This is a genomic window from Phenylobacterium sp. (assembly GCF_036821595.1).
Lineage (GTDB): Bacteria > Pseudomonadota > Alphaproteobacteria > Caulobacterales > Caulobacteraceae > Phenylobacterium.
On record NZ_DAISJG010000037.1, the window covers coordinates 14,235 to 29,603 of the forward strand.

11 protein-coding genes and 1 pseudogene are annotated in these 15,369 nt (G+C 71.1%); 8 read left to right on the forward strand and 4 right to left on the reverse strand.

Annotated features, from left to right (window positions below):
- Positions 1-72 precede the first annotated feature (72 nt).
- The 5 genes and pseudogenes from V7Z97_RS14585 (at position 73) to V7Z97_RS14605 (ending at position 7,003) form a co-directional block, all read left to right on the forward strand.
- Positions 73-925 (forward strand): annotated as a pseudogene (locus V7Z97_RS14585) (arginyltransferase).
- Between the two features lie 22 nt (positions 926-947).
- On the forward strand, positions 948-1,619 hold the full coding sequence (locus V7Z97_RS14590) for a DnaA ATPase domain-containing protein (protein WP_334164165.1): 672 nt from the start codon (positions 948-950) through the stop codon (positions 1,617-1,619).
- Positions 1,620-1,688: 69 nt separating this feature from the next.
- Positions 1,689-3,896 (forward strand): RNA degradosome polyphosphate kinase, encoded by a 2,208-nt coding sequence (locus V7Z97_RS14595; RefSeq protein ID WP_334164166.1) that lies wholly within the window; start codon positions 1,689-1,691, stop codon positions 3,894-3,896.
- Complete coding sequence (locus V7Z97_RS14600; RefSeq protein WP_334164167.1) at positions 3,877-5,376, forward strand: Ppx/GppA phosphatase family protein; 1,500 nt, start codon at positions 3,877-3,879, stop codon at positions 5,374-5,376. The genes V7Z97_RS14595 and V7Z97_RS14600 overlap by 20 nt, the downstream gene beginning before the upstream one ends.
- A gap of 70 nt (positions 5,377-5,446) precedes the next feature.
- The gene (locus V7Z97_RS14605) at positions 5,447-7,003 is read left to right on the forward strand and encodes a calcium-binding protein (protein WP_334164168.1); all 1,557 of its coding nucleotides are present in this window, start codon (positions 5,447-5,449) and stop codon (positions 7,001-7,003) included.
- Positions 7,004-7,427: 424 nt separating this feature from the next.
- On the opposite strand, the gene rnd is transcribed toward V7Z97_RS14605, so the two are convergent.
- Complete coding sequence (rnd, locus tag V7Z97_RS14610; RefSeq protein ID WP_334164169.1) at positions 7,428-8,606, reverse strand: ribonuclease D; 1,179 nt, start codon at positions 8,604-8,606, stop codon at positions 7,428-7,430.
- Positions 8,607-8,687: 81 nt separating this feature from the next.
- On the opposite strand from rnd, the gene purM reads away from it, so the two are divergent.
- The 3 genes from purM to V7Z97_RS14625 all read left to right on the forward strand — a co-directional run bounded on the left by purM (position 8,688) and on the right by V7Z97_RS14625 (position 11,330).
- Positions 8,688-9,713 (forward strand): phosphoribosylformylglycinamidine cyclo-ligase, encoded by a 1,026-nt coding sequence (gene purM, locus V7Z97_RS14615; protein WP_334164170.1) that lies wholly within the window; start codon positions 8,688-8,690, stop codon positions 9,711-9,713.
- A gap of 64 nt (positions 9,714-9,777) precedes the next feature.
- On the forward strand, positions 9,778-10,551 hold the full coding sequence (locus V7Z97_RS14620) for a DUF3313 family protein (protein WP_334164171.1): 774 nt from the start codon (positions 9,778-9,780) through the stop codon (positions 10,549-10,551).
- Positions 10,548-11,330: a hypothetical protein gene (locus V7Z97_RS14625; protein ID WP_334164172.1), complete on the forward strand. Its 783-nt coding sequence runs from the start codon at positions 10,548-10,550 to the stop codon at positions 11,328-11,330. Before V7Z97_RS14620 ends, V7Z97_RS14625 begins: the two co-directional genes overlap by 4 nt.
- On the opposite strand, the gene V7Z97_RS14630 is transcribed toward V7Z97_RS14625, so the two are convergent.
- From V7Z97_RS14630 to V7Z97_RS14640, 3 genes are all read right to left on the reverse strand, one after another.
- A complete protein-coding gene (locus V7Z97_RS14630) occupies positions 11,311-12,366 on the reverse strand; it encodes a 2-oxoacid:ferredoxin oxidoreductase subunit beta (RefSeq protein WP_334164173.1) in 1,056 nt (351 codons plus the stop codon). The genes V7Z97_RS14625 and V7Z97_RS14630 overlap by 20 nt on opposite strands.
- Positions 12,363-14,225, reverse strand: coding sequence for a 2-oxoacid:acceptor oxidoreductase subunit alpha (locus V7Z97_RS14635; protein WP_334164174.1), 1,863 nt, complete (start codon positions 14,223-14,225; stop codon positions 12,363-12,365). Before V7Z97_RS14635 ends, V7Z97_RS14630 begins: the two co-directional genes overlap by 4 nt.
- The coding region (locus V7Z97_RS14640) for an FAD-dependent oxidoreductase (protein ID WP_334164175.1) at positions 14,210-15,369 on the reverse strand (1,160 nt) is incomplete at its 5' end. The genes V7Z97_RS14635 and V7Z97_RS14640, both read right to left, overlap by 16 nt.

A 15,369-nucleotide genomic window follows, 5' to 3' on the forward strand; every position in this document is an offset into this window, starting at 1 on the left:
AGCGCCTTGCGCAAGGGCCCGCCATGACGCCTAATCAGCTTCAGGCGCAGAGTTAAAGGCGACCGCAGGTCCGTGACGCAGCACTTTCCGACCCGACAGCTCAGGTTCTTCCTGACCGCGCCGTCACCCTGCCCCTACCTTCCCGAACGGTTCGAGCGGAAGGTGTTCGCCCACCTGCCGCTGTCCGACGGCGCCTCGGTCAACGACAGCCTGACCCAGGTGGGCTTCCGCCGGTCGCAGAACATCGCCTACCGCCCGGCCTGCGAGTCCTGCGCGGCCTGCGTCTCGGCGCGGATCCCCGCCGCCGACTACGTCTTCTCGCGTTCCGAGCGGAAGGTGCTGGCGCGCAACGAGGACCTGGAGCGCCACCTGGTGGAGGCCGAGGCGACCATGGAGCAGTTCGACCTGCTCCGGCGCTACCTGACCGCCCGCCATGCCGACGGCGGCATGGCCGAGATGACCTGGCCCGACTATGTGGCGATGGTCGAGGACACCGCGGTCCGGACCCACATCATCGAGTACCGCACCCGACCGAAGGACGGCGGCCCCGGCGACCTGGTCGCCTGCGCCCTGGTGGACCTGATGAGCGACGGGCTGTCGCTGGTCTACAGCTTCTACGACCCGACGGCGACCCGCCGCAGCCTGGGGTCGTTCGTGATCCTCGACCACGTGATCCAGGCCTGCCTGACCAGCCTGCCCTACGTCTACCTGGGCTACTGGGTCCGGGGCTCGGAGAAGATGGACTACAAGGTCCGCTTCTCGCCCATCGAGCTGCTGCGGCCGGAAGGCTGGAGCCTGCTGTCGGCCCGCGACACCCCCGCCGCGGCCGAGTAGGCCCGGCCGGCCGGCAGGCCTGTGCGACACGGGGATGGATCGGCGGCCGCGCTGGCGACCGCCGCGGCGGCCCGCTAGAACCCGGCGGTGACCTCCGCATCTGGAACCGGCGAATGGCGCGACAGCTCCGGCTGGGCCTAGGCCGCCCCACCTCCTACGCCCGCGACGCCTTCGTGCGGGGGCCCTCCAACGCCCAGGCCTGGGCGGCGGTGGAGGCGTGGCCGGCGTGGCACGGCGGCTGCCTGGTGCTGGTGGGCCCCGAGGGCGTCGGCAAGTCGCACCTGGCGCACATCTGGGCCGAGCAGGCCGGGGCGGTGATCCTGGACCGCGAGGCGCCCGACGTGGAGGCCGCCGCCGGCCGCCCGGTGCTGCTGGAGGACGTCGACCGCGGGACGCCGGACGAGGCCCTGTTCCACCTGATCAACCTGGCGGCGCGGGAGGGCGGCGGCCTGCTGCTCACGGCCCGCACCACGCCCACCGCCTGGGCCGCCGCCCTGCCCGACCTGCGCTCGCGGCTGAACGCCCTGTTCGTGGCCGAGATCGAGCCGCCGGACGACCAGGTCCTGGAGGGCGTGCTGGAGAAGTTCTTCCGCGAGAGGAGCATTCGCCCGCCCCGCGAGGTCTACGCCTACCTGCTGCGCCGCATGGAACGGTCGATCCCCGGCGCGCGGGAGATCGTGCGCAGGCTGGACGAGGGCGTCGACGGTGAAGCGCGGCCGATTTCCAGGGTGCTGGCGCGCGAGATCCTGGAGGGCGATAACCAAAATCTTGACCTTTTCGAGTGAAGTCTTGCTCCCGTCACAAGGCGGGTCCAGAACCGGAGGCCGCCTCGGAAGGTCCGGAGCCGCCGCCTCATGAGCTATGCCGCGCCCATCGCCTCGCACGCCGCGAACGAGGCTCCGCGCGCACCGCTCGGGTGGAACGAGGACCTGGCGGGCTCGCCGACGCGGTTCTTCAACCGCGAGCTCTCCTGGCTGGCCTTCAACCGCCGGGTGCTTGCCGAGAGCCAGAACCCCCGCCATCCGCTGCTGGAGCAGCTCCGCTTCCTGGCGATCAGCGCCAACAACCTCGATGAGTTCTACATGGTCCGGGTGGCCGGGCTGAAGGCGCAGGTCCGCGAGGGCGTGCGGGTGGTCAGCCAGGACGGCCTGACGCCGGCCGAGCAGCTGGAGCGCATCAACGCCGAGGCGGCCGACCTGATGGCCGACCAGCAGACCCGCTGGGCCGAGCTCCGCGGCGAGCTGGCCGAAGAGGGGCTGACGGTCGCCCTGATGGCCGACGTGACGGCGGACGAGAAGGCGGCGCTGGAGGAGGCCTTCCTCAGCCAGCTGTTCCCGGTGCTGACGCCGATGGCGATCGACCCGGCGCACCCCTTCCCGTTCATCCCGAACCTGGCCTTCTCCCTGGTCCTGAAGCTGAAGCGGACGGTCGACGGCAAGACCTTCTACGCCCTGGTGCCGATCCCGGCGCAGGTGGCGCGGTTCTGGGAGCTGCCCCGACCGCGCGGCCGCGGCCGGCGCGAGCGGCGGGTGATCTCGCTGGAGAGCATGGTCGCCCTGTTCCTCGACCACCTGTTCCCCGGCTGCGAGGCCCAGGGCCTGGGCGTCTTCCGGCTGATCCGCGATTCCGACGTCGAGATCGAGGAGGAGGCCGAGGACCTGGTCCGCGAGTTCGAGGCCCTGCTCAAGCAGCGGCGGATGGGCTCGGTCGTGCGCGTGGAGGTCGAGGCCTCGATGCCCGACGAGCTGCGCGGCTTCATCTGCGAGGCCCTGCACGCGCTGCCCGACGACATCATCCTGGTCGACGGCCTGCTGGGGCTGGACGAGCTCTCGCAGCTGATCCCCCGCGACCGGCCGGACCTGAAGTTCAAGCCCTTCGAGCCGCGCTTTCCCGAACGCATCCGCGACCACGGCGGCGACTGCTTCGCGGCGATCCGCGAGAAGGACATCCTGGTCCACCATCCGTTCGAGAGCTTCGACGTGGTGGTGCAGTTCCTGCGCCAGGCGGCCCGCGACCCGCACGTGCTGGCGATCAAGCAGACGCTCTACCGCACCTCCACCGACAGCCCGATCGTGGCGGCGCTGATCGAGGCGGCCGAGAACGGCAAGAACGTCACCGCCCTGGTGGAGATCAAGGCCCGCTTCGACGAGGCGGCGAACCTGAAGTGGGCCCGCGACCTGGAGCGGGCGGGCGTCCACGTCGTGTTCGGCTTCGTGGAGTACAAGACCCACGCCAAGCTCTCGATGGTGGTGCGCAAGGAAGGCGACGCGCTGCGCACCTACTGCCACTTCGGCACCGGCAACTACCACCCGGTCACGGCGCGCATCTACACCGACCTGTCGCTGTTCACGACCGACGCGGCGCTGGCGCGCGATTCCGCGCGGCTGTTCAACTACGTCACCGGCTACGCGCTGCCGGAACGGCTGGAGAAGCTCTCCTTCTCGCCGGTGACCATGAAGCGCGACCTGCTGAACCTGATCCAGGGCGAGGCGGACAACGCCCGCGCCGGCCGGCCGTCGGGGATCTGGGCCAAGCTGAACGCCCTGGTCGATCCGCAGGTGATCGACGCCCTCTACGCCGCCAGCCAGGCCGGCGTGCCGATCGACCTGGTGGTGCGCGGCATCTGCTGCCTGCGTCCGGGCGTGCCGGGCCTGTCCGACAACATCCGGGTGAAGTCGATCGTCGGCCGCTTCCTCGAGCACAGCCGGATCGTGGCCTTCGCCAACGGCGCGCCCATGCCGTCCTCCGAGGCCAGGGTGTTCATCTCCTCGGCCGACTGGATGCCGCGAAACCTGGACCGCCGGGTGGAATGCCTGACCCCGATCGAGAATCCGACGGTGCACCAGCAGGTTCTGCAGCAGATCATGCTGGCCAACCTGAAGGACGAAGCCCAGAGCTGGACCCTGGACACCGAGGGCCGCTATACGCGGGACCTCTCCTGGGACCATCCGAGCGCCTTCTCCGCGCACGAGTATTTCATGACCAATCCCAGCCTCTCGGGCCGAGGCCAGAAGGTGAAGGACATGCCGCGCGCGATCGATCATGTGGCCTCGCGCGGATAGCCGACCCGAGCCGCGCCAGGCCGCCGTCATCGACGTAGGCTCCAACTCCGTCCGACTGGTGATCTACCGGATCGACGGGCGCGCGCTGTGGACCGTCTTCAACGAGAAGGCGCTGGCCGGCCTCGGCCGCGACCTGCCCGCCACCGGCCGCCTGTCGCAGCCCGGCGTCGAGACGGCGATGACCGCGCTGCGGCGCTTCCGCACCCTGCTGGACGGCTGGCCGCCGGGCGACATCACCGCGGCGGCCACCGCGGCCGTGCGCGAGGCCGCCGACGGCCCGGCCTTCCTGCGCCGGGTCAAGGCCGAGACCGGCTTCGACGTGCGCGTGCTCTCCGGCGAGGAGGAGGCGCGCTACGCGGCGCTGGGCGTCCTGGCCGGCGACCCGAGCGCGCAGGGCGTGGTCGGCGACCTCGGCGGCTCCAGCCTGGAGCTGATCCGGCTGAACGGCGTCGGCGGGTCGGCGGACGGGGCGACCCTGCCGCTGGGCCCCTTCGCCCTGGGCGCCCCGCGGGCGCTGGACATCGACCGCACCTGGCGGCTGGTCGACACGGCGCTGGCCCCCATGACCCACCGGTTCAAGGCGCGCGAGTTCCACGCCGTGGGCGGCGCGTGGCGGAACCTCGCCCTGCTGCACATGCAGCTCGCCGACTATCCCCTGCACGTGGCCCACCAGTACGAGATGAGCCGCGCCGACGCCGTGCAGCTCGTCCGCTTCGTGGAGCGGCAGTCCAAGTCGTCGCTGGAGCGGATCGAGGGCGTCTCGAAGAAGCGCTTCGACACCCTGCCCTACTCGGCCCTGGTGCTGGAGGCGCTGATCGAGCGGCTTGGCGTGGAGCGGGTGGTGATCTCGGCCTACGGCGTGCGCGAGGGCATGCTGCTGGAATCCATGGCCCCCGAGGTGCGCCGCCAGGACCCGCTGATCGCCGGCTGCGAGGCGCTGACCGCGGTGCGCGGCCTGTCGCCGGAGCTGGGCGGGGCGCTGGAGGCCTGGCTGACGCCGGCGTTCCAGACCCTGAAGCCGGCCTTCGACGAACGCGACCCGGTGCTGCTGGCGGCCGCCTGCCGGCTGGCCGACCTGGGGGCGCGGCTGCACCCGGACCACCGGGCCGACATCGCCTTCGAGCAGGTGCTGCGCGCGCCGATCGCCGGCATGAGCCATCCCGAGCGGGCCTTCCTGGCCTGCACGGCCTTCTCCCGGCACTCCTCCTCGACCACCCCGCCGCAGGCCGGGACGGTGAGCCGCATCCTGACCGGCGAGCGGCGGCAGCGCGCCCGGGCCCTGGGCTCGGCCATCCGCCTGGGCTGCGACCTCTCCGGCCGCAACCCGCGCCTGCTGGAGAAGTCGGCGCTGGCGCTGAAGGGCGACCGGCTGGTGCTCACCGCCGCGCCCGGCTGGGAGGACATGCTGCTGGGCGAACAGGTCGCAAAAAGGGCGCAGACCGTCGCACAGGCCTTGAAGCGCAAGCTGGAGCTCTCCTAGTCGGTTCGCGTCGTGCAAGGGGTGGATGTAAGCTGCCCCGGAACCACAAGTCTGCGTTGAGGAGCGTCGCGTGCCCGTCCTGTCCAGCCTCACCCTCGCGAACGGCGCCAGGGTCACCCTTTCCACCACCGAGGCGCCCCGCAACGGGACGTACCAGCTGCAGGCGGAGATCACCGACGCCGCCGGCGCCGTCTACCGGGTGATCGTCGTCGACACCGCCACCAACAGCGACGGCACGACCAGCCCGCCCCGCGGCGAGAGCTTCGGCAACGCCAAGCTGATCGCCCTGTCAGGCGGCGGCTTCGCCGTGGCCTACGACGACACGGTGCTGAACGCGCCGGGGGGCTCGAACACCACCGAGGTGCGGCTCTACGACGCCGCCGGGTCCCTCTCGGGATCGATCAGCCGCGGCACCTCGCACGGCGGCCAGCCTTACCCCTGGACGGGCGCCCCGGAGATCACCGCCACCGCGAGCAACGGCGTGGCCCTCGTCTACGGCACCGCCTCGGCGACCTATCTCGAGCTGTTCGACAGCGTCGGCCAGCAGGAGGGCCAGCGGACGTTCGACTCCCGGCCGGCCGCGGTCGTCGACCTCGGCTACAGCAACCGGGTGGCGATCACCTACGCCGACGACGGCGTGCTGATGCGCGACGTGCGCACCCACGGCCTCGCCGACCCGCCGGTCTCCTCGGCCGCGGTGACGGTGACGAGCGGCGCGGCGGCCGGCGACGCCCTGGTCGGGACCGCGGGCCCGGACGACCTCTACGGCCTGGCCGGGAACGACACCCTGCAGGGCGGGCTGGGATCGGACCGGCTGTTCGGGGGCGACGGCGCCGACCGCTTCGCGCTGGCGCTCGACGGCTCGGTGGACCAGGTCGTGGACTTCGATCCCGCCCGCGACACCCTCTCCCTGGTGGACGTCAACGGCGCCGTCGTAGCCTCGGGCAGCGGCATCCTCACCTTCTGGCGGGCGAACGGCGTGCTGACCTGGGACGCCGACGGCGACCAGGGCCCGGCCGACCCGGTGACGGTGGGCGTGCTGACGGGGATCGGCAACCTCTCGGCCGCGAACTTCGCGCCGGGCTTCGAGCCGGCGCTGGTGCGCTACGTCAATCCGGTGGACCTCGGCCGGGCCGTGCCCAGCTATTCGCACAGCGACGTGACGTACGGCTTCGGCCAGCAGCCCTTCATCCAGGCCTCGGCGGACTATGGCCTGGGCACGGCCACGAGCGCGCCGCTGCTCACCTATGTGGTGGACTGGGCCAACGGCCGGCAGTCGGCCAAGTGGTTCGACCACGACAGCTCGCAGACCTGGGACTCCATCGTCGCCGACTTCGACGCCCAGCACCGGCTGGAGATCTACGCCACCTTCGACGACGACGGCACGCACGTGCTGTGGACCTTCGACGTGGACGGCGACGAGGTCTGGTCGCGGATCGTCGACGACTACGACGCGGCGGGACGGCTGGGCTACCGGGCGGTGGTCTACGACGACGGCTCTCGCTACGAGGCGACCTTCGACCTCGCCGACACCCAGCCCTGGGGCTATGTGGTCGACGGCTACGACGCCACGGGCCGGCTCACCAGCCACACCTTCTACAACAACGACGGCACGGTCTTCGGCTGAGGGGGGCGCATAGCAAGAGGGCGGCGCCCGGGGAGACCCCGAACACCGCCCTCTGAACCAGATCCGTTGGGGGATCCAGGCCTTCAAGGTCGGAGGAAGCTCTGGGCCATCCCGAGGGTCGCCCCCCGCTCCGGCTTCGATCCACCTCCGGTGTCCCCAAGATCGGAGAGATCCAGGTCGCCCCGCACCCCTCCAGTTCCAGGAACCTCCTGCCCGCTTCCGGTCCGGTCTCCCGGTCCGCCGCGCTGCAGTCCCTCTCGGCAAGTGGAGGTTCGCGCAAGGACCGGCCGGGCGCAAGCGAGCGGCGTTCGCCCGATGTGGGAAACCGGCGTTCGGCCGGGGGACAAGCGGTGGACAAGCCTGTGGAGAGGCGGAATTTCCGCGCGATATCAGGCTCTTGGCTTATCCTCAGGAAGCTTGCGGATCAGCCCGCCGAGGCGGCCTTGGGGCTCCGGCGCACCTCGACCACCCGCACCCGGGTGCCGTCGAGCACCAGGGCGAGCTCGCCGCGCTTGAGCTTCAGCGCGTCCTCGCCGAACGCCTCGCGCCGCCAGCCCTTGAGGGCCGGGGTGGCCGCCTCGTCGTCGTTGGCGATCAGCTCCAGGTCGGAGACCGTGGCGATCAGCTTGGACGCCACGCCCGCCTCCTCGGCCCGGGCCTTCAGGAGCACCTTGAGGAGCTCGACCACGGCGCCGGCGGCCGGCGACGGGGCGGTGCGGGCGCGCTCGATCACCGGGGCGTAGGCCTCCGGGTCGCGCAGGGCCTCGCGGACGGCGGCCAGCAGGTCCGGCCCGAAGCGCGAGCCGGAGAAGCCCTTGGGCACCGAGCGCAGCCGGTCGAGGGCGTCGGCGTCGGTGGGGGCCTGGGTGGCGATCTCGTCGATCGCGTCGTCCTTGAGGATGCGGCCGCGCGGCTGGTCGCGCAGCTGCGCGGTGCGCTCGCGCCAGGCGGCGACGGCGCGGTAGACGGCGAGGTACTTGGCGGTGTGCCGGCGCGGCCGCAGGCGCTTCCAGGCGTTCTCCGGCTCCACGTCGTAGTTGGCCGGGTCGGTGAGGCCGGCCATCTCGTCGGTCACCCAGCCCAGGCGCCCCTCCTTCTCCAGCCGCTGGCGCAGCATGGGATAGAGCTCGGCCAGGTGGGTCACGTCGGCCAGCGCATAGGTGAGCTGGCTGTCGGACAGCGGCCGGCGGGCCCAGTCGGTGAACCTCGAACTCTTGTCGAGCTCGATCTTCAGCATCTGGCGGACCAGGGCGTCGTAGGCGATCTGCTCGCCGAAGCCCGCCGCCATGCCCGCCACCTGGGTGTCGAACAGCGGCCTGGGCATGGCCTTCAGGTTGTTGAAGATCTCCACGTCCTGACGGGCGGCGTGGAAGACCTTCAGGATGGTCTCGTCGCGCAGCACCTCGAGGAAGGGCTCGAGGTCCATGTCCTCGGACAAGGGATCGATGACCGCGTGCGCGTTGGGCGCAGCAGCCTGGATCAGGCAGAGCTTCGGCCAGTAGGTCGTCTCGCGCATGAACTCGGTGTCCACGGCGACGAAAGGCTGGCCCTTGAGCTTGTCGCAAAACACCGCCAGTTCGGCGGTGGTCGTAATCGGCGTCATCGATTAGCTATAGCCCCGCGCGCGGCCGAGTCTGCAAGCCCGCGATACCGGCTGGCGCAAGTTTCTCAAGGGCTTTCCGCAATGTCTGAGCGGCCGAACGGTCTCACCTATGCGCAAGCCGGCGTCGACATCGACGCCGGGAACGATCTGGTGGAGCGCATCAAGCCGCTGGCCAAGTCCACGCGGCGGCCCGGGGCCGAGGCCTCGCTGGGCGGGTTCGGCGCGCTCTTCGACCTGAAGGCGGCGGGCTACGTTGATCCCCTGCTGGTCACCACGACCGACGGGGTCGGCACCAAGCTGAAGGTGGCCATCGAGACCGGCATCCACGGAACGGTCGGCATCGACCTGGTGGCCATGTGCGTCAACGACCTGCTGGCCCAGGGCGCCGAGCCCCTGATGTTCCTGGACTATTTCGCCACGGGCAAGCTGGACGTGGAGGCCGCGGCCACGGTGGTGGCGGGCATCGCCGAGGGCTGCCGTCAGGCAGGCTGCGCCCTGGTGGGCGGCGAGACGGCCGAGATGCCGGGCATGTACGCGGCCGGCGACTACGACATGGCGGGCTTCTGCGTGGGCGCGGTGGACCGGGCCCGCGTGCTGCCGCGGTTCGACGACCAGAAGCCGGGCGACGTCCTGATCGGCCTGGGCTCCTCGGGCCCGCACTCCAACGGCTATTCCCTGGTGCGGCGCATCGTCGAGCGCTCGGGGCTGGCCTGGGACGCCTCGGCGCCGTTCGAGTCCGGCCTGACCCTGGCCGAGGCCCTGCTCGCGCCCACGCGCATCTATATCAGGACGGTGCTGCCGCACCTGAAGGCGGGCCGGGTCTCCGGGCTCGCGCACATCACCGGCGGCGGCCTGATCGAGAACCCGCCGCGGGCGATCCGGCCGGGCCTCTTCCCGCGCATCGACTGGGACGCCTGGACCCTGCCGCCGGTGTTCCAGTGGCTGCAGGAGGTGGGCGGCGTCGCCGACCAGGAGATGCGGCGGACCTTCAACTGCGGCGTGGGCCTGATGCTGATCGTCGACCCGAAGGACCTGCCGGAGGTGCTCGAGGGGCTGGTCCGTGATCAGGAAGACGCCTTCGTCATCGGCGAACTGGCGGCGGCCTGACTTCCCGCAAGGAAATGTCGCCGAGGTGATGCATCCTTCCGGCATGCAGAGCCGTATCCGACCCATGAAGTCCCTGTTTGCGCTGCCGCTGGCGCTGGCGCTCACCGCCTGCGCATCCCATGCCCCCCGCTCAGGCTTCCTGACGAGCTACGAGGGCCTGACCTCGAAGGACGGTGCCGTCCGGACCGGCGTGGCGGAGCGCAAGGACGGCGAGGCCCTCGCCGGCGTGCGAAAGGTCGCCCTGCTCCCGGCCGAGCTGCGCCTGGGGCCGGACGGCGCCTGGCTCAGCGAGGACGAGCGCAAGCTGCTGCTCCGGGAGGTCGACGCCCAGCTTTGCTTCGAGGTCTCCGAGCGCTACGAGATCGTCCAGGACGGCGCCGACGCCAAGGTGCGCGCCGCGGTCACCCGCGTCGCGCCGACCGGCCGGGTCAGCTCGGCGGCCTCGGCGGCGGCGTCGGTCTTCATCCCCGGCCCGCTCGGCGTGCGGCCAGGCGGCCTGGGCGGCCTGTCGGCCGAGGCCGAGATGCTGTCGCCCGAGGACCGCCAGATCGCGGCGCTCACCTGGAACCGCAGCGCCACGGCCATCGGCACCGACAATCCCTCGCTCAGCCGGATCGGCGACGCCCTGCAGTTCGTGGAGCCGTTCGCCGACTCCGCCGCCGCGACCATGACCGCGCCCGACGTGAAGCCCCCCGGCCCGCCGAAGCCCGATCCCTGCGCCGAATACGGCCCGCGCCTGCGTCCCGAGGGCTGGCTCGCCAAGTTCGCCACCGGCCTCTACGTGCCGCAGATGAGCGGGGCGAAGGCCGCGCAGAGCGAGCCCGAGACCACCCGATGAAGGACCCGCACGGCGCGCTCGCCGCCCTATGGCTGAAGGTGGGCGTGATCGCCGTGGCCGCCGCGGCCATCGGCTCGCCGGTGCTGCAGGCGCAGCAGGACCTCGGGCTGTCGCCCGCGGAGTTCTCGGCCGGCGGCGACACCACCCTGCGGGCCGCCGGCTACGCCTTCTCGATCTGGGGCCCGATCTACGCGGGTCTGGCGGCCTTCGCCCTCTACCAGTCGCTGCCGGGACGCGGCGCGTCGAAGGCGGTGAGCCTGGCGCTGTCGCCGGCGATCATCGCCATGGGCCTGATCGGGACCTGGATCTGGCTGAGCGCCGCCGACCGCGGCTGGGCCACGGTGTTGACGATCGTCGCGGCCCTGCTGGCGGCGATGAGCGCCACGGTGCTCGCCCAGCGGGGCGCGGCGTCCTCACGCTGGGATCGCTGGTTCGTGGTCTGGCCGTTCGCGGCGCTCGCCGGCTGGCTGACGGTGGCCTCGGCGATCAACCTGCTGACGGTGATGACCAAGGAAGGGATGATCGGCGCGGGCCAGGCCCTGCCCGCGGCGCTCGCCGGCATCGCCGCCGCGGCCCTGGTGGCGGCGGCCTTCCTGCGGACCACGCGCCTGCTGATCTACGCCCTCCCCGTCGCCTGGGGCCTCGTGGCGGTGTTCGTGGCCGAGCGCGGCGACAACCCGGTCGCCGCCTGGACGGCGCTGGCGGCCGCGGCCGTGGTCCTGCTGCTGGCCGGCCTGTGGCTGCGCGGCGGCCGGCGGACTACCTCAGCCCGGCGTTGATCCGGTCCAGCGCCGCCTGGCCGGGCACGAGCTCGGCGGCGTCGAGTTGGTTCAAGGGCGTCTCCACGGTCTCCAGGCTCTCGTGCAGGTCGCTGGAGGCGGGGTCCACATAGAGTAGGCCGGTGACGATCTGGCCCCTCGCCTGCCGGGCCTGAAGATAGCCCAGGGCCTGGGCGCGGTTGTTGGGGTTGTAGAGCTCGGCCAGCTTGTGCAGCGACAGGATCGAGCCGTCGTGCTGGGCCACGCGCACGGTCTCCCCCGGGCCGTAGTCCACGTGGATCGGCGCGCGCGGGGTGATGACGTCCAGCCGGTTCACCGCCTCGTTGTGCTCGCGCACATAGTCGAAGCTCTTGGTGGAGCCGGGGTGGTTGTTGAACTGCACGCAAGGCGAGATGCAGTCGATGAAGGCCGCGCCCTTGTGCATCAGGCCGGCCTTGATCAGCGGCACGAGCTGGGCCTTGTCGCCCGAGAACGAGCGGGCGACGTAGGTCGCGCCGAGCTGCAGGGCGATGGAGACGAGGTCGATGCCGGCGTCGTGGTTGACCACCCCGCGCTTGGACTTCGAACCCTTGTCGGAGGTCGCGGAGAACTGGCCCTTGGTGAGGCCGTACACGCCGTTGTTCTCGACGATGTAGAGCATGTTCACGCCGCGCCGGATGGCGTGGGCGAACTGGCCGAGGCCGATCGAGGCTGAGTCCCCGTCGCCGGAGACGCCCAGGTAGACGAGGTCGCGGTTGGCGAGGTTGGCGCCGGTCAGCACCGAGGGCATCCGGCCGTGGACGGTGTTGAAGCCGTGGGAGTTGCCGAGGAAGTAGTCCGGGGTCTTCGACGAGCAGCCGATGCCGGAGAGCTTGGCGATCCGGTGCGGCTCGATCTCCAGCTCGTAGACCGCCTGGATGATCGAGGCCGAGATCGAGTCGTGGCCGCAGCCGGCGCAGAGCGTCGAGACCGAGCCCTCGTAGTCCCGCCGGGTGTAGCCCAGGCCGTTCTTGGCCAGCAGCGGATGATGCAGCTGAGGCTTGGTGATGTAGGTCATTCCGCCGCCTCGGTGATTGAGCCCACGGCCATGAGCTGGCCGATCTCGCCGGCGATGAAGCGGGCGGTGATGGGGGCGCCGTCGTAGTTCAGGACGGGCACGAGCCTGGCCGGATCGATGCCCAGTTCGGTGATCAGCAGGGTCCGGAGCTGGGCGTCGCGGTTCTGCTCGACCACGAAGACCCGCTCGTGGGCGGCGATGAACTCCTCCACCGCCTGCGGGAACGGAAAGGCGCGGATGCGCAGCGCGTCGAGCCGCTTGCCCTGCCCTTCCAGGGCCGCCAGCGCCTCGTGCATGGCCGGCGTCGTGGAGCCGAAGTAGATCACCCCGTCCGGCGTCTTGCGCCGGGCGGGAGTGAGGACCGGCTGCGGGACGAGGGCCTTGGCGGTCTCGAACTTCCGCAGCAGCCGCTGCATGTTGTCGACGTAGACCGCGCCCTCCTCGGAGTAGCGGGCGTAGGGATTCCGCGAGGTGCCGCGGGTGAAGTAGGCGCCGCGGGTCGGGTGGGCGCCCGGATAGGTCCGGTAGGGGATGCCGTCGCCGTCGACGTCCAGGTAGCGGCCGAAGTCCCTGCCCGCCTCCAGGTCCTCGAAGGTCATCACCTTGCCGCGGTCGAGCGGGCGGGCGTCGTCCCAGGCGAAGGGCTCGGTCAGCCACTCGTTCATGCCGATGTCGAGGTCGAGCATGACGAAGACCGTGGTCTGCAGCCGGTCGGCGAGGTCGAAGGCCTGGGCCCCCATCTCGAAGCACTCGCCCGGATCGGCGGGCAGCAGCATCACGTGCTTGGTGTCCCCGTGGCTGGCGTAGGCCGCGGCGATCAGGTCCGCCTGCTGGGTGCGGGTGGGCATGCCGGTGGAGGGCCCGCCCCGCTGCACGTCGAAGATCACCGCCGGGATCTCGGCGAAGTAGGAGAGCCCGATGAACTCGGTCATCAGGGAGATCCCCGGCCCCGAGGTGGCGGTGAAGGCGCGGCAGCCGTTCCAGCCGGCGCCGACGACGATGCCGATGGAGGCGATCTCGTCCTCGGCCTGGACGATGGCGTAGCGAGCCTTGCCGGTCTCGGGATCGGTGCGCAGGTCCTCGCAGTAGCCGCTGAACGCCTCGGCGAGCGAGGTGGAGGGCGTGATCGGGTACCAGGCGCAGACCGTGGCGCCGCCGTAGACCGCGCCCAGGGCGGCCGCCGAATTGCCTTCCACGTAGATCCGGTCGCCGACCCGGTCGGCGCGGGCGACCTGCAGGCTGAGCGGCTGGAGGTTCTTCTGCACGTAGCCGTAGCCCATGTGCAGGGCGCCGAGGTTGGCGTCGATCAGCTTCTGGCGGCCGGCGAAGTCCTCGGCCAGCAGGTCCTCGATCACCTTCGGGTCGATGCCCAGCAGGGCGGCGAGCGCGCCGACGTAGACGATGTTCTTGAACAGCTGCCGCTCGCGCGGGAGCTGGTAGGCCTGATTGCACATCGCCGTCAGCGGGACGCCGATAAAGCCGACGTCGTCGCGCAGCCGGCCGGGCGGCAGGGGCTTGGTGGAGTCGTAGAACAGGTAGCCACCGGCCTCGATCTCGGCCAGGTCCCGGTCCCAGGTCTGCGGGTTCATGGCGACCATCAGGTCGACGCCGCCCCGGCGGCCGAGCCAGCCGGCCTCGGTGATCCGCACCTCGTACCAGGTGGGCAGGCCCTGGATGTTAGACGGGAAGATGTTGCGCGCCGCCACCGGCACGCCCATGCGCAGGATCGAGCGGGCGAACAGGCCGTTGGCGCTGGCCGAGCCCGAGCCGTTCACATTGGCGAACTTGACGACGAAATCGTTCACCCGGGCCTGCTGCTGGCTCGTCTCCTCCGGATCCGTACTCACCTGCCCGGGCATGCCGCCTCCGCATGGGTCATCTCGAGATAGAACTTCTGCATGTCCCAGGCGCCGGTCGGGCAGCGCTCGGCGCAGAGCCCGCAGTGCAGGCAGACGTCCTCGTCCTTCACCATCACCCGGCCGGTGGGGAGCGAGCCGGAGACGTAGAGATCCTGGGTCAGGTTCGGCGCCGGGGCCTTCAGCCGGCCGCGCAGTTCGTCCTCCTCACCGGCCTCGGTGAAGGTGATGCAGTCCATGGGGCAGATGTCGACGCAGGCGTCGCACTCGATGCACAGCGGGTCGGCGAACACCGTCTGGACGTCGCAGTTCAGGCAGCGCTGGGCCTCGCGGAAGCCGAGCTCGCGGTCGAAGCCCAGTTCCACCTCCAGCCGCACGTCCCGGAGCGCCTCGGCCTTGTCGCGCATGGGCACGCGGTAGCGGCGGTCGTTGGCGACGTCGTTGTCGTAGCTCCACTCGTGGATGCCCATCTTCTGGGAGACGAGGGAGGCGCCCGGCGGCGGGCGGACGGCGACGTCCTCGCCCTGGCAGCGCCGGTGGATGGAGACGGCCGCGTCGTGGCCGTGGGCGACGGCCCAGATGATGTTCTTCGGCCCGAAGGCCGCGTCGCCGCCGAAGAAGACGTGCGGGACCGTGGACTGGAAGGTGATCGGGTTCACCTTCGGCATGCCCCACTCGTCGAACTCCAGGCCGATGTCGCGCTCGATCCAGGGGAAGGCGTTCTCCTGGCCCACGGCGACCAGGACGTCGTCGCATTCGTAGTGCTCGTCGGGCGCGCCCGAGGGGACCAGCCGGCGGCGGCCCATGTCGTCGTAGCGGGCCTCCACCACCTCGAAGACCACGCCGGTCAGCCGGCCGCCCTCGTGGGTGAATTCCTTGGGGACGCGGTAGTTGAGGATCGGGATGTCCTCGTGGATCGCGTCCTCCTTCTCCCAGGGCGAGGCCTTCATCTCCTCGAAGCCGGAGCGGACGATGACCTTCACGTCCTCGCCGCCCAGGCGGCGGGAGGTGCGGCAGCAGTCCATGGCGGTGTTGCCGCCGCCGAGCACGATCACCCGGCGGCCGATCCGGTCGACGTGGCCGAAGGAGACCGACGAGAGCCAGTCGATGCCGATGTGGATGTTGGCGCGGGCCTCCTCGCGGCCCG